Annotated in this window: 16 protein-coding genes; 11 read left to right on the plus strand and 5 right to left on the minus strand. The window is 70.6% G+C overall.

Annotated elements, in window-relative coordinates; genetic code table 11:
* Window positions 1–2 precede the first annotated feature (2 nt).
* The 5 genes from EV670_RS18450 to EV670_RS18470 all read left to right on the plus strand — a co-directional run bounded on the left by EV670_RS18450 (window position 3) and on the right by EV670_RS18470 (window position 6,616).
* The gene (locus EV670_RS18450) at window positions 3–1,649 is read left to right on the plus strand and encodes an isovaleryl-CoA dehydrogenase (protein ID WP_130434923.1); all 1,647 of its coding nucleotides are present in this window, start codon (window positions 3–5) and stop codon (window positions 1,647–1,649) included.
* A 12-nt stretch (window positions 1,650–1,661) separates the two neighbouring features.
* Window positions 1,662–2,600 (plus strand): glutathione S-transferase family protein, encoded by a 939-nt coding sequence (locus tag EV670_RS18455; protein WP_242617049.1) that lies wholly within the window; start codon window positions 1,662–1,664, stop codon window positions 2,598–2,600.
* A complete protein-coding gene (locus EV670_RS18460) occupies window positions 2,597–3,505 on the plus strand; it encodes an SDR family oxidoreductase (protein WP_130434925.1) in 909 nt (302 codons plus the stop codon). The genes EV670_RS18455 and EV670_RS18460 overlap by 4 nt, the downstream gene beginning before the upstream one ends.
* On the plus strand, window positions 3,502–4,455 hold the full coding sequence (locus EV670_RS18465; RefSeq protein ID WP_130434927.1) for an alpha/beta fold hydrolase: 954 nt from the start codon (window positions 3,502–3,504) through the stop codon (window positions 4,453–4,455). The genes EV670_RS18460 and EV670_RS18465 overlap by 4 nt, the downstream gene beginning before the upstream one ends.
* Window positions 4,456–4,663: 208 nt before the next feature.
* Entirely contained in the window at window positions 4,664–6,616 is a 1,953-nt protein-coding gene (locus EV670_RS18470; RefSeq protein WP_130434929.1) for a hypothetical protein, read from the plus strand.
* Window positions 6,617–6,631: 15 nt separating this feature from the next.
* Here EV670_RS18470 and EV670_RS18475 read toward each other — a convergent pair whose 3' ends face one another.
* The 5 genes from EV670_RS18475 to EV670_RS18495 all read right to left on the minus strand — a co-directional run bounded on the left by EV670_RS18475 (window position 6,632) and on the right by EV670_RS18495 (window position 10,376).
* The gene (locus tag EV670_RS18475) at window positions 6,632–7,234 is read right to left on the minus strand and encodes a PqiC family protein (RefSeq protein ID WP_130434931.1); all 603 of its coding nucleotides are present in this window, start codon (window positions 7,232–7,234) and stop codon (window positions 6,632–6,634) included.
* Window positions 7,231–8,193, minus strand: a complete 963-nt coding sequence (locus EV670_RS18480; protein WP_130434933.1) for an MlaD family protein — start codon at window positions 8,191–8,193, stop codon at window positions 7,231–7,233. Before EV670_RS18480 ends, EV670_RS18475 begins: the two co-directional genes overlap by 4 nt.
* Window positions 8,190–8,978: an ABC transporter ATP-binding protein gene (locus EV670_RS18485; protein WP_130434935.1), complete on the minus strand. Its 789-nt coding sequence runs from the start codon at window positions 8,976–8,978 to the stop codon at window positions 8,190–8,192. The genes EV670_RS18480 and EV670_RS18485 overlap by 4 nt, the downstream gene beginning before the upstream one ends.
* A gap of 2 nt (window positions 8,979–8,980) precedes the next feature.
* A complete protein-coding gene (locus tag EV670_RS18490) occupies window positions 8,981–9,712 on the minus strand; it encodes an MlaE family ABC transporter permease (protein WP_207225111.1) in 732 nt (243 codons plus the stop codon).
* A gap of 187 nt (window positions 9,713–9,899) precedes the next feature.
* Window positions 9,900–10,376: a PhoD-like phosphatase N-terminal domain-containing protein gene (locus EV670_RS18495; RefSeq protein ID WP_165393361.1), complete on the minus strand. Its 477-nt coding sequence runs from the start codon at window positions 10,374–10,376 to the stop codon at window positions 9,900–9,902.
* Window positions 10,377–10,479: 103 nt separating this feature from the next.
* Here EV670_RS18495 and EV670_RS18500 point away from each other — a divergent pair, with 103 nt between their 5' ends.
* The 6 genes from EV670_RS18500 to EV670_RS18525 all read left to right on the plus strand — a co-directional run bounded on the left by EV670_RS18500 (window position 10,480) and on the right by EV670_RS18525 (window position 17,370).
* A complete protein-coding gene (locus EV670_RS18500) occupies window positions 10,480–11,769 on the plus strand; it encodes a TIGR03862 family flavoprotein (protein ID WP_278044434.1) in 1,290 nt (429 codons plus the stop codon).
* Window positions 11,770–11,793: 24 nt separating this feature from the next.
* A complete protein-coding gene (gene bioB / locus EV670_RS18505; protein ID WP_130434943.1) occupies window positions 11,794–12,807 on the plus strand; it encodes a biotin synthase BioB in 1,014 nt (337 codons plus the stop codon).
* 36 nt (window positions 12,808–12,843) lie between these two features.
* Entirely contained in the window at window positions 12,844–13,407 is a 564-nt protein-coding gene (locus tag EV670_RS18510) for a DUF1439 domain-containing protein (protein WP_130434945.1), read from the plus strand.
* Between the two features lie 215 nt (window positions 13,408–13,622).
* Window positions 13,623–14,114, plus strand: a complete 492-nt coding sequence (locus EV670_RS18515) for a hypothetical protein (RefSeq protein WP_130434947.1) — start codon at window positions 13,623–13,625, stop codon at window positions 14,112–14,114.
* A gap of 359 nt (window positions 14,115–14,473) precedes the next feature.
* Window positions 14,474–16,069, plus strand: coding sequence for a CoA transferase (locus tag EV670_RS18520; RefSeq protein ID WP_130434949.1), 1,596 nt, complete (start codon window positions 14,474–14,476; stop codon window positions 16,067–16,069).
* A 2-nt stretch (window positions 16,070–16,071) separates the two neighbouring features.
* Window positions 16,072–17,370: a carbohydrate porin gene (locus tag EV670_RS18525; protein ID WP_130434951.1), complete on the plus strand. Its 1,299-nt coding sequence runs from the start codon at window positions 16,072–16,074 to the stop codon at window positions 17,368–17,370.
* The last annotated feature ends 12 nt before the right edge of the window (window positions 17,371–17,382 follow it).

Consider the following 17,382-nt stretch of genomic DNA (forward strand, 5'->3'; position numbering starts at 1 on the left):
CAATGAACTGGACTACGCACGAAGTCGCCAACCAGCCCCTTGCGCTGGCCGACACCAATCTGTTCGAGCACAACGTGCCGCTGCGCGAGGCGCTGGCGCATCACGCGCCGGCGCTCGATGCGGTGTCGCTGTCGGCGCTCGGCGCCCTCGCCGGCAGCGCTGAGATGCAGGCCCACGCGCGGCTGGCCAATACCTTGACGCCGCAGCTCAAGAGCCACGACCGCTTCGGCCGCCGCATCGATCAGGTCGAATTCCACCCGAGCTACCACGCGCTGATGCAGGTGGCCTGCGAGGCCGGCCTGCACGGCGCGCCATGGGCCGAGGGCGCGCATGCGCACCTTCGGCGCGCGGCGGGCTTCATGCTGTTCACCGAACTCGAGCCCTCGGTGCTGTGCCCGGTCTCGATGAGCTACGCGGTCGCTCCGGCGCTGCGCAGCAACGCCGCGATTCACACCGACTGGTCGCCCGGTCTGAGCGCGCGCGCCTACGACCCGAAGTTCGCGCTGTTCTCGCAGAAGGCCGGTCTGACCATGGGCATGGGCATGACCGAGAAGCAGGGCGGCTCGGACGTGCGCGCCAACACCACGCGGGCCGCCTTCGACGGCGACGATGCCTGGGGTCGGCGTTATCGCCTCGTCGGCCACAAGTGGTTCTTCTCGGCGCCGATGTGCGATGCCTTCCTGGTGCTGGCGCAGACGCCGGCCGGGCTGAGCTGCTTCTTCCTGCCGCGCGTGCTGCCCGATGGCCGCACCAACGGCATCCGCATCCAGCGCCTGAAGGACAAGCTCGGCAACAAGGCGAATGCCTCGTCGGAAGTCGAGTTCGTCGACGCGATGGCCTGGCTGGTCGGCGAGGAGGGGCGCGGCGTGCCGCAGATCCTCGAGATGGGCACGCTGACCCGGCTCGACTGCGCGCTCGGCACCGCGGGCCTGATGCGGCAGGCGCTGTCGCTCGCGCTCAACCACTGCGTGCAGCGCAAGGCCTTTGGCAAGAGGCTCATCGAGCAGCCGCTGATGAAGAACGTGCTGGCCGACCTCGCGCTCGAGAGCGAGGCCGCCACCGCGCTCGCGCTGCGCCTGGCCCATGCCTTCGACGCGCCCGACGCCGATGCCCACGAATCGATGGTGCGGCGCCTGCTGACGCCGGTCGCCAAGTTCTGGGTCTGCAAGCGCGGCAGCGCCTTCGCGCAGGAGACGATGGAATGCCTCGGCGGCAACGGCTACGTGGAGGAGGGCGGCGAGGGCGTGATGGCGCGCATCTACCGCGAGATGCCGCTGAACTCGATCTGGGAGGGCGCCGGCAACATCATGGCGCTCGACCTGCTGCGCGCGCTGCGCAAGGGCGAGGCGGTCGCCGCCTGCCTGGAGCGCGAACTGGCACCGGCGCGCGGTGCCGATCGCGACTTCGACCGCCTCGTGGCCGGCCTGCCGGCCCGCATCGACGAGGCCGCCGACGAGGGCGAGGCGCGGCGCCTGGCCCGCGACGTGGCGCTCGCGCTGCAGGCCGCGCTGTTGCAGCGCCACGCACCGGGCTTCGTGTTCGAGGCCTTCTGCCGCGGCCGCATCGGCGCCGAGGGCGCGTCGGTGTTCGGGCTGTTGCCGGCCGGCGTCGACGGCGCGGCGCTGATCGCGCGCGCGATGCCTCACTGAGCGGAGTTGCCGATGAGCCTGCCGGAACTGATCCTCCATCACTACCCCACCTCGCCCTTCTCCGAGAAGGTGCGCCTGGTGCTCGGCGCCAAGAGCCTGACGTGGCGCTCGGTGCGGATCCCGGTGATCATGCCCAAGCCCGACGTGCTGGCGCTGACCGGCGGCTACCGCAAGACGCCGCTGCTGCAGATCGGCGCCGACATCTACTGCGACACCGGGCTGATCTGCCGCGTGCTCGACCGCCTGCAGCCGGCGCCGGCGCTGTACCCGGCGCAGACCGCCGGCACCGCGCAGATGCTGGCCGAGTGGGCCGAGAGCAAGCTGTTCTGGAACGCGGTGCCCTTTGCGATGCAACCGGCGGCTGCGCCCTATCTTTTTGGCGACACGCCGCCCGAGGCGATCAAGGCCTTTGGCGCCGACCGCGCCAGCTTCGGGCCGCAGACGCGCCGCAACAGCCTGGTCGACGGCGGCAACACGCTGCAGCATTACCTCGCCTGGCTCGAGACCCACCTCGGCGACGACCGAGGTTTCCTGGTGCGGGGCGAGCTCAGCATCGCCGACTTCGCGGTCTACCACCCGCTGTGGTTCCTGCAACTCGCACCCGAGCTGGCACGCCAGCTGGAGCCGCATCCGCGGCTGCGCGCCTGGCTCGAGCGCATGCGCGCATTCGGCCATGGCACGGCGAGCAAGATGACGAGCACCGAGGCCATCGAACTGGCGGCCACCACCGAAGCCCACGCGCCGGTCGCGGTCGAGCCCGGGCTCGGCTTCGAGGCCGGCCAGCGCGTCACGATCGCCGCCGCCGACTACGGCACCGATCCCTCGGCCGGCGTGCTGGTCGGCCTGACGCGCGACAGCGTCACCATCGAAAGACTCGACGAGCGCGCCGGGCGGGTGCATGTGCACTTCCCGCGCCTGGGCTTCCAGATCCACAAGGAGAAGACATCTTGATCGACAGTTTCAAGGGCAAGACCGCCGTCATCACCGGCGCCGGCTCGGGCTTCGGCCTCGAGGCCTCGCGCATCGCCGCCCGCGAGGGCATGAACGTCGTGATGGCCGACGTGCAGCAAGACGCGCTGGACGCCGCCGCGGCCGAGATCAGGAGCCTCGGCGCGCAGGTGTTGGCGCAGCGGCTCGATGTCTCGAGCGCGGCCGAGGTCGAGTCGCTCGGTGCTGCCGTGCAGCAGCGCTTCGGCGCGCCGCATTTCGTGTTCAACAACGCCGGCGTCGGCGCCGGCGGCCTGATCTGGGAGCACTCGCTGAAGGAGTGGGAGTGGGTCATCGGCGTCAACCTGATGGGCGTGGCGCATGGCGTGCGCGTCTTCACGCCGATGATGCTGGCGGCGGCCCAGGCCGATCCGGCCTATCGCGGCCACATCGTCAACACCGCGTCGATGGCCGGCATGCTCAACGCGCCCAACATGGGCGTCTACAACGTCAGCAAGCACGCGGTGGTCAGCATCAGCGAGACGCTCTACCAGGACCTGCGCCTGGTGACCGACCAGATCGGCGCCTCGGTGCTGTGCCCGTACTTCGTGCCGACCGGCATCAGCCAGAGCCACCGCAACCGGCCGGCCGGCATGGCCGAGCAGAAGCCCACGCGCAGCCAGCTGATCGCGCAGGCGATGAGCGACAAGGCGGTCGGCAGCGGCAAGCTCACCGCCGCCGACATCGCGCAGCGCGTGTTCGACGCGTTGCGCGCCGGCCAGTTCTACATCTACAGCCACCCGCACGCGCTGGCCGGCGTGCAACTGCGGCTCGAAGATGCCGTGCTCAGCCGCAACCCGACCGACCCCTTCGCCGCCAAGCCCGAGATCGGCCAACAGCTCAAGGCCGCACTGCGGGCGGCTAATTGAGCCGGGCACTGCGCTGGGTTGGCGTCGCGCTGCTGCTCCTGCTGGTGCTGGTGGGCGGCGCCGTCGCGCTGAGCTGGGCGCCGGACCGACCGGTCGAGTCGCTCAAGGCCCGCTGGGCGCCGCCGCCCTCGGTCTTCGTGCCGGTGGCCGGAATGCAGGTCCACCTGCGCGACGAGGGCCCGCGCGACGACCCGTTGCCGATCGTGCTGCTGCATGGCACCTCGGCCAGCCTGCACACCTGGGACGGCTGGGCTGCGGAGCTGTCGAAGACGCGCCGCGTGATCCGTTTCGACCAGCCGGGCTTCGGCCTCACTGGCCCCTTCGCCGATGGCCACTACGCCACCGGGCGCTACCCCGGCTTCGTGCTCGCGGTGCTCGATGCGCTTGGCGTGCAGCGCGCGGTGCTGGCCGGCAACTCCTTTGGCGGCGAGGTCGCTTGGCAGACCGCGCTGGCGGCGCCCGGGCGCATCGATCGCCTGGTGCTGGTCGATGCCGCCGGCTACCCGCTGAACCCGCAGTCGGTGCCGATCGGCTTTCGCCTGGCGCGCCTGCCGCTGCTCAACCGGCTCTTCGAGTCGGTGCTGCCGCGCGGCGTGATCGAGGCCAGCGTCCGCAACGTCTATGGCGAACCGGCGCGCGTCACGCCCGAGCTGGTCGATCGCTACTACGAGCTCACGCTGCGCGAAGGCAACCGGGCCGCGCTCGCCGGCCGCCTGCGGGCCTGGCTGCCGGGGGCCGAGGCCGCCCGCATCCGCGAGCTGAAGCTGCCGACGCTGATTCTCTGGGGTGGCCGCGACCGCCTGCTGCCGCCCGCAGACGGCGCGAGCTTTCATGCCGACATCGCCGGCAGCGAGCTCGTGCTCTTCGACGCGCTCGGCCATGTGCCGCACGAGGAAGACCCGGCCGCGACCGTCGCGTCGGTGTCGAAGTTCGTCGGCGACCGGCACTAGGCGCCTGTTGACGCGCCCGGGACGCGCCGGCCGGGCGTCCCCTCGATTGCGGGCAAGCAGCAACTGCTTGCGGCCGCGCACGGTCGTAGAGTCGGCTGTCGCCGCTTTGTCGTCCGCCAAGGATCGAGCCGCCAAGCCCATGTTCTGCCGCCTGCCTGTCCCCGCCTGCCGCCTTGCTCGGTCCCGGTCTTTGCCGTGGCTGCCAGCAGTGGTGCTCGCGCTTTGCCTTGCGCTGTTCGTGCAGCCGGCACGCGCCTGGGTCTATCCCGAGCACCGCGACATCGCGCTGCTGGCCGTCGACAGCCTCGATGCGGAGCGGCGTGCCGTCTTCGACGACCTGTGGCGCGAGGCCCGGGCACAGGGCGGCACGCGCCTGTGCGAGTACGGTGCCGACACACCGCAGGGTTCCTCGCCCTCGTGCATCGACTGGGCCGCGCTGTCGGCCATCGCCGGCGACCATTCCTGCTCGGCCCACGACATGCGCGCGGTGGTGCTCGACTCGCGCTGGATCCTCGCGGTGGCCGACGTGGCAGCGCGCCTGAAGGCCGACCTGGCACGCATCGACGTCATGCCCCCGGCCTCGCAGACACCGGGCGGAGAAACGCCCATTGGCGACATGCGACGCCGCCTGCAGAGCGAGACTGCGCGCGCCGAGCGGATCAACGCGCTGCGTAACGCCGACACGCGGCTGCAACAGGCCGACTCCGAGTACGCGACCCGCGCCCGCTCCAACACCGCTCATTTCCTGCTGCCGCGGCCGAGCAACGACACCAAGGATGTCGAGTACGCAGCGCTGGCGCTGGGCCTGGGCTCCGATATCAGCGCGGTCGGCGTCTATGCCTGGTACCACCTCAGCGCGATGCAGAAGGCGAGCCGCCTGGCGCGCGAGCAGCTGAGTCCCGAACAACGCCGCCAGCTCACGCTGGCCATGCTGTTCGACGAGGCCTTTGCGCTGCATTTCCTGCAAGACACCTTTGCCGCCGGCCACGTGGCTGGCGCCTGGGGCAATGCTTCGCAGCGCCAGGGCACGCACGACTACTACAACGCCGCCGGGCTCGAGGCCTTCACCTGGCGTGGCACTAGCGGCTCCGTGGTGCTGATGGGCGATGCCCACATGCGCCCGGTCGATGCGCAGCGCGCCGCCACCTCGGTGCGCGAGAGCCTGGAGCAGTTGCTCGATACGGCCGCGGGCAAGCCGCGCGCGCACCAACAGAGCCATACGCCCGCGGCCGAGGCCGAACCGGATGGTTTCGATGTCTGCCGCAACGACCAGCTGATCCGGCGCGCCGAAGGCACGCGGATTGGTGCCGAGTCGCTGCCGCTGGTAGCCGAGGTCTTGCGCGAGACGCCGATTCCCGGCCTGGGTGCCGGCCTCGGCGCGATGCCGCGCTTTCGCAGCGAGCTCGGCGCCTTCATCGGCCTGGCCGGCAGCATCGACGGCCGCGTCGTCGATGGCGGCTTCGTCACGGGCCAGAACAGCGCTGGCAGCCTCGGCGGCGTCGAACTGGCGTTTCGCGGCGGCGTCGGTCTCGACGGCGTCATCGGCGAGGCCGGCGACGGCCTCGTCTTCGCGTCGATCGGCCTGCGCGCCGAGACGCCCTCTACCAGCCGCTTCGTCGATACCGGCTTCGCACAGCAGGCCGGCAACCTCGCCGCCGCGATTCCAGCCCGCGCGGCGTTGGCCGCGCGGATCCGCATGCCGTTCTACCTGATACCTGGCGACCTGCTGCTGCTGGCGCCGCTGTACTTCTTCGATCCTGAGCGTTACACCGCGATGGCGGTGACCGCCGGCAACGGCGGCCTGATCCCCTGGCAGGCCGGATGGGCCACGCCGATCGGTCGCTTCCAGCTTGTGGCGGGGCGCGAACTCGGCGTCGCCTTCTACGGCCTGCGGGGCAACGATCGCCTGCTCGCGCCCGGCGACCCGACCCAGCTGGTCGAGTTGCGCTCGACCTACTTCGATCTGCCGATCCTCGAGTACCGGCCCTATCGCGCCTTTGCCAGCAACCAGAGCTCGACTGTGCTGTTCCAGCTCTTTGTCGGGGCCGACGTGCCGCGCAGTGGCAATGTCGTGTCGCCCCCCGGCTTGCCCCCGGTCGAACTCAAGACCGTCTGGTCAGGCGGGCTGCGGCTGGTGTTCGACTGGCGCTACTACCCGTAGCGCCCGGGCCGGCGCTCAGTTCTTCAGTGCCGCCGCTGCCACCGCCGCCAGCCGCTGCAGCAATTCGCTGATCGCCTCGGCCTGGGCCTGCGGACTGTCGGTCACGGCCGGCAGTTCGAGACTGGTCTCGAAGCTGCGTGCCGGGGCGGTCGTTCCCGGCGTGCTGATCGTCATGCGCGCCCGGGCCCGCAGCACGCGCTGCGGGCGCCAGTAGTCCATCGGCACGATCTCGACCTGCAAGGTGGCCTGCGGCGGGCGCTCGGGGCAGTTGCCCTCGCAGACGGCCCACTGCGGCAGCGCTGGCCGCAGCGCCGAGACGAACTCGCGCGACACCGCCACCTCGATGCGCTCGGCCCAGAAGGTGTGCGGCCAGTCGGCCAGCGTGCTGGCGTCCGCGCGATAGCGCACCCGGCGCACCAGCAGGTACTCGGGAATCGCGACCCGGCGCACGGCCAGCAGCGGTGCTTCCGCGGCGGACCTGGCGGGGGTGGTGGCCGGGGCGGCGACCAGTGGCACCGTCGGTGGCAGCGTCAGCAGCACCGGCGGTGGATCGGGCGTGGCGCAGGCACCGAGCAGCAGGGCCAGGAGGGCTGTCGTGGCACGCAACGGGGAACTCATGGCGTTCGGTTTCCGAAGATCACGGCATTGGGCTTCTCTTCCAGCAGTTCGCTCCACTCTCGCAGGCCGCGTGCCGCCTGCGACAGGTCGCGCACGGCCGCGTCGAGATCGTCGCGGGTGGCCGAGCCCGGCGCGGTGAGATCGGCGACGCGGGCCATCGCCAGCTGCGCCGTCTCGGCCGCGGCGCGCGCGCTGGCCAGCGTCTTTTGCAGCTCGGGCTGCGTCATCACCACCGTTTCGCGAGCAGCGTCCGAGAGCCGGGTCACCGAGTCCAGCGTCGTGTCGGCGCGCCCCTGGACCTCGCGCAGCGCTTGGGCCGCCACGACCAGCGTCTTGCGCGCCTCGGCCGCGGTACTGCCCAGTTCGCGGGCGCTGATGTCGAGCGCGGACTGCGTCCGATCGAGCGTGCGCTGCAAGACCTGCAGTGTGTTGCGCAGCTCCTGCACGGTCTGGCGCAGCGGCAGTTCGGCGACCTGATCGACCAGCGCGCCGAAGCGGTCGGCCAGCGTCGGGATCTCGATCGAAGGGTCGCCGCCGACCAGCGTGGCGGTCGAACCGGGCACGAAGTCCAGATCGATGGCGCGCTGACCGGTTACGAAACTCTGCGCCACCAGCCGTGCGCGCAGCCCGCGCTCGACCAGGATCGGGATGCTTAGCGGCTCCGCCGGCTGGTGGCTGAAGCGGATCGCCTCGGGCTGCAGCCTGATCATGACCGGGATGCGGGCCTCGAGCGAGCGGCCGTCGACCTCGATGTCGATGCGATCGACCTGGCCGACCGCGACGCCGCGAAAGCTGACCGGCGCGCCGATATAGAGCCCGCTGACGCTGTCCGCGAAATAGAGCCGGGCCGGCACCTGGCGGTGGAACAGGTTGCTGCCGCTGAGCCAGAGCACGGCCGCCACCACCAGCAGCAGGGACACGATGACGAAGGCGCCGACGAGCAGGGCGTTGCGTTTCATGGGTTGAGGGCCGGTGTCTGCGGGCCGACCGGCTGCGGGCGGTGATCGGGGTCTTCACGGTGCAGGAAGGCGCGCACCGTCGGATGGCTCGCATGATCGCGCAGATCGCGCGGACGGCCATGGGCGATCGGACGCTTGCTGTCGGCGTCGAGGAAGATGCCGTCGTCGGCGATCGCCATCAGGCTCGGCAGTTCGTGGCTGACGACGACGATCGCGCAGCCGCTCCGCTCCCGCAACTCGAGCACCAGGTCGTCGAGCCGGCGCGAGCTGATCGGGTCGAGCCCGGCCGAGGGCTCGTCGAGGAACAGCAGCGGCGGCTCGGTGACGATCGCGCGTGCCAGGCCGGCGCGCTTCTTCATGCCGCCGCTGATGTCGGCCGGCAGCTGGTGTGCGGCATCCTCGAGGCCGACCCAGGCGAGCACCTCGTGGGCCCGTGCCTCGCGCGCGGGTGCGTCGAGCTTGCCCTGCAGCTCCAGCGGCAGGCAGACGTTCTCGAGCAGGCTCATCGAGGACCACAGCGCACCGCTCTGGAACAGCATGCCGAAGCCGGAGCGCAGTTGCTCGCGGGTGGCCGTGTCGGCGGTCCAGAAGTCGGTGCCCTCGATGGTCACCGTGCCGTAGGCCGGCGCCAGCAGGCCCACCAGGTGGCGCAGCAGCGTGCTCTTGCCGCAACCGCTGCCGCCCATGATCGCGAAGATCGTGCCGCGCTCGACGCCGAAGGACACGCCGGACTGGATCAGGCGCGGCCCGTAGCGCATCTCGAGATCGGTGACCTGCAGCAGCATGACTAGATGTCCAGCGCGTTGGCGCAGACCGCGAAGATCGCGTCGATGACGATGATGCCGACGATGCTGGCCACCACCGCCTGCGTCGTCGCGATGCCGACCCCGGCCGCGTTGCGCCTGGCATGCAGGCCGCAGTAGCAGCCGACCAGCGCGATCAGCGCGCCGAAGACGAAGGACTTGCTGAAGCCGAGGCCGAGGTGGGTCAGCGTCAGCGCCTCGAAGCTGCGGTCGATGTAGGCCGCGGGCGAGAGGCCGAGCATGCCGGTGGCGACGATCAGGCCGCCGATCAGCCCGGCCAGCGTGGCGTAGACGAAGAGCAGCGGCATCATCAGCAGCAGCGCGATCACGCGTGGCAGCACCAGGTAATCGACGGCGTCGAGCCCGAGCACTTCGAGCGCGTCGATCTCCTCGCCGGCCTGCATCGTCGCGAGCTCGGCGGCGAAGGCGGCGCCGGTGCGGCCGGCCATCACGACCGCGGTAATCACCGCCGCCATCTCGCGCGCCACCGCGATGCCGACCAGGTCGGCCACGAAGATGCCGGCGCCGAACTTCACCAGTTGCACCGCGCCGACGAAAGCCAGGATCGCGCCGACCAGCAGGTTCACGACGCTGACGATCGGCACCGCGCGTGCGCTGCACTCGGCCGTCACCTGGCCGAGGTCGCGCGAGCTGAAGCGCCAGCCACCGCGCAGCCCGGCGAACGCCGAGATCAGCACGTGGCCGAGAAAGGCCACGGGCCGCAGGGGGAGCAGGGCTGCGATCCGCTTCATGGGCAGTGGTGGCGCCCATTCTGGCGGCAGCCGCCGCGCGCCGCTTGCCGCCGTGTCCCTCGGCCGGGGCGCTTGACCGCCGGCGGCGAGCGGATCCCCGAGCGGCTGGCCGCGCCCAGGCAGAGCAGCCCGACCCCGACGAGCCGTTCCGCTACGCCAAGAGCATCGCGGGCCGGATCAGGCCCGGGCCCGAACTCGACGGCGCTGTCGGCCTCGCCTCGATTGCACTCGGCAAGGTCCGAGCCTGGCCGACCGGCGAGCGCTGCTGGCCGACCGCGAAGCGATACCAGTAGGGTGTGCCGGGCCGCAGGCCGGCGACATCGACCTCGAGCCTGAACTCCTGCGCGACGCCGGTGGCCTGGATGCCGCGCGCGGCGACGGCGGCGAAGCCGGGATCGCCGGCGACCTCCCACAGGACATCCAGCCGGCCGACGCCGGTGGTCACGCGGCTGTGCAGGCGCAGGCGGTCGGCTCGTGGCTCCGCGTGGCTCACGCCATGCGCGAAGACGGCGACCGGCGTGCCGTCGCTGCGGTCGCGGCCGCCGAGGTGGAGCCGGCCGATCGCCACCACGCGGGCGGCGGCATCGCGCAGCAGGAGGCGCGGCGGGTGGTCGAGATCCTGGTTCATGGCGGCATGTCGAATCTTGGAGAACGCAAGCCTGACCGGCGCCGATGAAACTGGCGTGACGCCTGCATGGCACACTCGCGCGCCCTTGCCGAGCCCACCCGCCGTGAACCAAGCGATCGAGTCCAAGCCAGCGCCGCTGCAGGCCGCCGTCATCGGCGGCGGTCCTGCCGGGCTGATGGCCGCCGAGACCCTGGCGACGGCCGGCTGCCAGGTCGACGTCTTCGACGCCATGCCCTCGGTCGGTCGCAAGTTCCTGCTCGCCGGCAAGGGCGGCCTGAACCTCACGCACAGCGAAGCCTTCGAAGGCGCCGCGTCGCCCTTTGCCAGCCGCTACGCCGCGCGCGCGCCGCAGGTGACGAGCTGGCTCGAGGCGTTTTCGCCGCAGGCCCTGCGCGACTGGGCGACGGGCCTGGGCGTCAGCACCTTCGTCGGCACCTCGGGTCGCGTGTTCCCGGCCGAGATGAAGGCTGCGCCCTTGCTGCGCGCCTGGCTGCATCGGCTGCGCGCGCAGGGCGTTCGCTTCCACCAGCGCCAGCGCTGGCTCGGCTGGGCCGACGACGGTGCGCTGCGTCTGCACGGCCCGCAGGGCGAGCACATGGTGCGGGCCGAGGCCACCGTGCTCGCGCTCGGTGGCGCGAGCTGGGCACGGCTGGGCTCCGACGGCGCCTGGGCGCCGCTGCTGGCGGCGCGCGGCGTCGAGCTGGCGCCGTTGCGGCCCTCGAACTGCGGCTTCGACATCGGCGTCGAGGGGCGCGCAGCGGGCTGGAGCGAACACCTGCGTTCGCGCTTTGCCGGCGCCCCGATCAAGCCGGTGCGGCTGCGCTTCGTCGACCTGCGCGGCGATGTCTTCGATCGCCAGGGCGAGTTCGTGCTGACCGCCACCGGCATCGAGGGCAGCCTGGTCTACGCCGCCTCGGCCATGCTGCGTGACGCGATCGACCGGCGCGGCGAGGCGATCCTCACGCTCGACCTGCTGCCGGCCTTCGACGCCGCCCGCGTGCTGGCCGAGACCGAGCGCCCACGCGGACCGCGCAGCCTGTCCACCCACCTGAAGAGCCGGCTCGGCATCGATGGCGCCAAGGCCGCGCTGCTGCACGAGCTGCTGCCGCGCGAGACGCTGCACGATGTGCCGCGCCTGGCGGCGGCGTTGAAGGCGCTCCCGCTGCGGCTGGTGGCGGCGCGGCCGATCGACGAGGCCATCAGCACGGCCGGCGGGGTGCGTCTGGAGGCGCTCGACCGGCGGCTGATGCTGAAGGCGCTGCCGGGCGTGTTCTGTGCCGGCGAGATGCTCGACTGGGAGGCTCCGACCGGCGGCTACCTGCTCAGCGCCTGCCTGGCCAGCGGGCGCGTGGCGGGGCAGGGGGCCGCGTCCTGGCTGCGCGGCCGAGCCTGATCCTGAGTGAGGGAGAATCCGGGCATGCAAGAAGTCACCGTGTCCCCGAGCGCCAACGCGCAACCGATCGAAATCGTCCGCCGTGCCAGGCCGCAGGCCGGCACCGAGCGCTGGAGCGTTGCCGCGATCGAAGAGCTGTTCGCGCTGCCCTTCAACGACCTGATCTATCGCGCTCAGCAGGTGCATCGCGAGCATTTCGATGCCAACGCGGTGCAGCGCTCGAGCCTGCTGTCGATCAAGACCGGCGGCTGCCCCGAGGACTGCGCCTACTGCCCGCAGTCGGTGCACTACGACACCGGCGTCGAGGCCAGCAAGCTGATGGACGTCGATGCGGTGCGCGCCGCGGCCCAGACCGCCAAGGACGCCGGTGCCTCGCGCTTCTGCATGGGCGCGGCCTGGCGCGAGCCCAAGGACCGCGACATCGAAAAGGTTGCCGAGCTCGTGCGCACCGTCAAGTCGCTCGGGCTGGAGGCCTGTTGCACGCTCGGCATGCTGACCGAGCCGCAGGCGCACGCGCTCAAGGACGCCGGCCTCGACTACTACAACCACAACCTCGACACCGCGCCCGAGGCCTACGGCCGCATCATCACGACGCGCGACTACGACGAGCGCCTGGCCACGCTGGCGCGCGTGCGCGAGGCCGGCATGAGCGTCTGTTGCGGCGGCATCGTCGGCATGGGCGAGAGCCGGCGCGAACGCGCCGGGCTGGTGGCGCAGCTGGCCAACCTGGAGCCGGCCTATCCGGAGTCGGTGCCGATCAACGAACTGGTGCAGGTCGAAGGCACGCCGCTGGCGCATGTCGACAAGCTCGACCCGCTCGAGTTCGTGCGCACCATCGCGGTTGCGCGCATCACGATGCCCACCGCCTACGTGCGCCTGTCGGCCGGCCGCCAGGAGATGAGCGAGGCGGTGCAGGCGCTGTGCTTCCTGGCTGGCGCCAACTCGATCTTCTACGGCGAGAAGCTGCTGACCACCGGCAACCCGGACGTCGCGCGCGACGAGGCGCTGTTCGACAAGCTGGGGCTGAAGGCGATTTGAGGCACTGCGCCGCGGACGGCGCAAGGGAGGCCATCGGTGGGCAAGCTGTTGCGTTGGGCGGCGATCGGCCTGCTCGTGCTGGCGGCGATCGTGGCCACGGTGTGGGCCTATCTGCGCTTCGTCTCGCCGCCGGTGGTAGAGCTGACGCAGGAGCAGATCATGGCCAGCCTCGGCCCGCGCTTCCCGCTCAGGAACTGCACCGCCGTCGGTGCCTGCATCGAACTGAGCGAGCCCGCGCTGCGCCTGGTCGAGGGCTCCGAGCGCATCGACATCTCGACCCGCTTCGACGCCAACCTCGGTGAGATCCAGGTGCCGGGACGCCTCGCGTTCTCCGGCAAGTTGCGCTACGTGGCGAGCGAGGGCAGCTTCTACTTCGACGATCTCGAGGTCAGCCAGCTTGACCTCGAAGGCGTGCCGCCGTTCATGGCCCGCATGCTGCGCGAGCGCGGCATCGCCGGCGTGACGGCGCAGTTGCAGAACACGCCGATCTACACCTTCGACACCGAGTCGCGGCGCGAGCGGCTGGCGATGATGCTGCTCGGCGACGTGCGGGTGCAGGAAGGGCGCCTGCGGATCCAGTTCCTGCGCCCGGCTGACTGAGTGCCGCGGCTCCGAGCCTGCAAGTGCAGGCTTGGACGGCACGAAGGACGCGAGCTCTGCGAGCGGCATGAGCCGAAGGTGAGCGCAGCGAGTGCCGCGGCTCCGAGCCTGCAAGTGCAGGCTTGGACGGCACGAAGGACGCGAGCTCTGCGGGCGGCGCGCTTCTTGCTGACGCCGGTTGCCGCGATCGGCGCAACAAACCTGGGAGCTTTCACATGATCTACGGCCTGACCCCGCTCGGCGTCATCCACACCGCGATCAGCCTGGTCGCGCTGGCCAGCGGCTTCTGGGCGCTGGCCCGCGACAAGCAGATCGAGCCCGGCACCGGCCTCGGCAAGCTCTACCTGGTGACAACCTTCCTGACCGCCGCCACCGGCCTCGGCATCTTCGAGCATGGCGGCTTCGGCCCGCCGCATGTGCTGTCGATCCTCACGCTGCTGGCGCTGGCGGTCGGCATGGTCGCGGCGACCTCGTCGCGCTTCGGTCGCGCCTCGCCCTATGTGCAGCTGGTCGCCTTCTCGTCGACCTTCCTGTTCCACATGATCCCGGGCTTCACGGAGACGCTGACCCGGCTGCCGCTCGACGCACCCGTGCTGGCCTCGGCCGAGGCGCCTCAGTTCAAGCCGCTGTACGCGGCGTTGTTCGTGCTCTTCGGGATCGGGCTGACGCTGCAGATCCGCTGGCTGCGGGCTCGGCAGCGCGCCTAGCGCGTGTGTCAAAGCTCGGCCCGTTGTCCGGGTCGAATCTGAGCTGTCGATCGATGTCGGACTAGGGATCAGCTGGAAATAGCGCTCGTCTGTGCGGTTCGCGTCTTCACATTGTCGAAGACAAGATCGCGGTACAACGCGTTCAACCAACGATCTTCTCTGCGTCGACCGCGCCGCGGCGCGCGTCCGACCGAAGTCCACGCCATGGGCGCGAGCGCAGCTGATGCACGATGCCCGTCGGGATTGCGCGCGGCCCTGCTGCGCGCGGCAGGGCGCGCTGCTACACCGATGGCGATGCGCCTGAATGCCTTTGCTAATCTACGGGCGGACCTTGCCCGAAGCCAGCCGGGAGACAGCGAATGACGGACATCAGCCGACGTGAGTTCCTTCATCAGACCGGCTATGCGACGCTGGGTGCGACGGCGCTGGCGGGGACCCTGCCGGGCTCCGTGCAGGCGCAGCCGAAGCCGGCCGACTTCGACATCAACGCTGCCTTCAGCACCTTCATGCGTGACATCGGCGGTACGCCGCAGGATGCCGGCGGCAAGGTCGAGTTCACCGGCGCCGACCCGATCATCCGCAGCCATTTCCGGGTGGGCGCCGCGATGGCACTCCCGGCGATGGGGGCGGGCGTTGGCGCCGCCGCCATCTGGCGCGAGCGCACCGGCCAGAGCCAGGATCTCACGGTCGACCTGCGCGAGTCGGTCTACAACGTGAACCCGCTGATCGGCGCCATCCTGCTGATGGCCCAGCGCGAAGGCACCATCCCCGCGGCCGACCCGATCCCGCGCGACTTCGTCATCCCCACCAACAACGGCCTGATGCTCCAGGCGCCGGTCGGCCTTGGCAACCCAATGACCTTCGTCCCCTTCGAAACGAAGGACGGCCGCTTCTTCAACATCACCGGCGCCTACCCCCACCTCAACGAGCGCGCGCTGCGGGCGCTCAAGTCCTCGCCCGGCGGCGACAACATCCGCAAGGCCTTCAAGCAGGTCAACGCCTTCGAGTTCGAGAATGAACTGGCCGAACTCGGCGGCGTCGGCGTCGTCCACCGCACCCGCGCCGAGTGGCTGGCCCACCCCGAAGGCAAGGTGCTCGCCGCCACGCCGCTCGTCGAGATCGTCAAGATCGCAAACGGCGCGCCCGTTCCCTGGAGCCCGGATCCCAAGCAGCCGCTCTCCGGCCTCAAGGTCATCTCCAACACGCACGTCATCGCCGGCACCTGCTCGTCGCGCACGCTGGCCGAATACGGTGCCCAGGTGCTCCATGTCGCCCGCGACCAGGCCTTCGAGCACGAGGCCCTCGTCATCGACGTCAACGTCGGCATGCGCTCCGCCTTCGTCGATCTCCGCAACGCCGAGCAGAACAAGCGCCTCAAGGGCCTCATTCCGCAAACCGACGTCTTTGTCGAGAACTTCCGTCTCGGCACCCTCGACCGCCTCGGCTTCGGCCCCCAGGAACTGGCCAACGGCCACAAGGGAATCATCTACCTCTCCTGCAACGCCAACAGCACCAACGGCCCCTGGGCCAAGCGCGGCGGCTTCGACATGGAGGGCCTCTCCACCTCCGGCTTCACCCTCGAGGAGGGCGCCGGCGGCCCGCCCCGCTTCCCGCCCACCCTCGTGATGAACGACTACATCGCCGGCTACCTCGGCGCCGCCGGCGTGATCGCTGCGCTGCGCCGCCGCGCAAAGGAGGGCGGCAGCTATCACGTTCGCGTCAGCCTCACGCGCGCTGCCATGTGGTACGCCAGCCTGGGCCGCTTCCCCGACCTCAAGTTCGACTTGTCCGGCCCGAACAACCGGTTGATCTCGCCCGAGATCCTGGTGGCCCAGACGCCCTATGGCGAGGTGCGGCGCCTGGGCCCGCAGGTCAAGCTGTCAAAGACTCCCGGTCGCTGGCGCGATCCGCTCGTCGCCGTGCGCGGCAGTGCGCGGCCGGTCTGGGAGGCCTGAGCATGAGACGACAGCCCCTCCGAGCCAGCCTGGCGGCCGCCAAGCCGCTGTGCGCGGTGCTCTGGGTCGGCGCGCTGCTGGCCGCCGCGCCCGCGGCGCGCGGCCAGGATGCCGAGGTCGATCCCGACCAGTTCGTCGGCGGCATGTCGGTCGACGGCGATCTTGCGCAGGACGAAGCCATCCGCCGCAGCTTTGGCCGGCGCGACACGCTGATGGACCCGTGGTTCGCCTGGAAGAGCGAGCTCCGGCAGAACACCGGCCTCGTCATCGGCGGCTCCTACGGCGTGCTGTGGCAGAGCTACTCGAACACGCCGCCGGGGGTAGAGAGCAACGCGGTCGGCCACAAGTTCACCTTCAACCTGTCCTACGACCTGCTCAACCGCGGCGCGCCCGACGCGCTGACCTTCGACATGGCGGTCGAGGACCGCCGGCCGCTGGGCACCGACCGCGCGCCGCTGCAGGCCGGCATCGCCGCCGGATCGGCGGTTCCCACCGCCGCGACCTGGGGCGACTTCAGCCTCGGCATCACGCAGGCCTACGTCCGCCAGAACCTGTTCCAGAACCGCTTCCAGTACACGGTCGGCAAGATCTTCGCGCCCAACTTCGTCAACGCCTATCCGTTCTTCGACGACAACCGCCAGTTCCTGAGCCTGCAGTTCTCGACCAGCCCGACGATCGCGGTGCCGCTGCGCGGCTTCGGCGGCGTGGCGGCGTGGTACCCGCAGGGCGGCCCGGGCCTGTACATGCAGGGTGGCATGTTCACGCCTTACAGCAGCGACACCGGCAGCACGATCGGCGACTTCTTCGGCGAGAACGACTACTTCTACAGCCTGGACTTCGGCTTCAGCGCGCTGGCGGCCAGCGGCGTACCGATCAATGCGCGCGGGCCGATGGACCGCAACAACATCAGCATGACGGTCTGGTACCGCGATCCGCTGAACAACGGCAGCCCGCGCGCGAACGGCGTGGCTTTCAACGCCAACTGGCTGTTCGGCGAGAACTTCATGCCTTTCCTGCGCGGCGGTTGGTCCGACGGCTGGCAGCTTGATCGCAACGTCTCGCTCGGCCTGGGCTGGCGGCCGCCCACGGCACCGGCCGACCTGCTGGGCGTCGCCATCGGCTGGACGCGGCCGGCCAACACCATCCTGCGCGAGCAGGTCACCAGCGAGGTGTTCTACCGCTGGGCGATCACGCCCAACCTGGCCATCACGCCGGTGCTGCAGCTGGTCAACAACCCGGCGCTGAACCCGCGGGAGGACCAGCTCTGGGTCTTCAGCCTGCGCGGGCGGCTGGCGTTCTGAGGAGTGGGTGGC

Source organism: Rivibacter subsaxonicus (genome assembly GCF_004217215.1).
Lineage (GTDB): Bacteria > Pseudomonadota > Gammaproteobacteria > Burkholderiales > Burkholderiaceae_C > Rivibacter > Rivibacter subsaxonicus.

Bases quoted from the DNA above. Each gene is read 5' to 3' on its own strand.
- EV670_RS18520 (WP_130434949.1), top strand. From the start codon at position 14,474: ATGACGGACATCAGCCGACGTGAGTTCCTTCATCAGACCGGCTATGCG.
- EV670_RS18475 (WP_130434931.1), bottom strand. From the start codon at position 7,234: ATGAGTTCCCCGTTGCGTGCCACGACAGCCCTCCTGGCCCTGCTGCTC.
- bioB (WP_130434943.1), top strand. From the start codon at position 11,794: ATGCAAGAAGTCACCGTGTCCCCGAGCGCCAACGCGCAACCGATCGAA.
- EV670_RS18485 (WP_130434935.1), bottom strand. From the start codon at position 8,978: ATGCTGCTGCAGGTCACCGATCTCGAGATGCGCTACGGGCCGCGCCTG.
- EV670_RS18525 (WP_130434951.1), top strand. From the start codon at position 16,072: ATGAGACGACAGCCCCTCCGAGCCAGCCTGGCGGCCGCCAAGCCGCTG.
- EV670_RS18455 (WP_242617049.1), top strand. From the start codon at position 1,662: ATGAGCCTGCCGGAACTGATCCTCCATCACTACCCCACCTCGCCCTTC.
- EV670_RS18450 (WP_130434923.1), top strand. From the start codon at position 3: ATGAACTGGACTACGCACGAAGTCGCCAACCAGCCCCTTGCGCTGGCC.
- EV670_RS18495 (WP_165393361.1), bottom strand. From the start codon at position 10,376: ATGAACCAGGATCTCGACCACCCGCCGCGCCTCCTGCTGCGCGATGCC.
- EV670_RS18480 (WP_130434933.1), bottom strand. From the start codon at position 8,193: ATGAAACGCAACGCCCTGCTCGTCGGCGCCTTCGTCATCGTGTCCCTG.
- EV670_RS18515 (WP_130434947.1), top strand. From the start codon at position 13,623: ATGATCTACGGCCTGACCCCGCTCGGCGTCATCCACACCGCGATCAGC.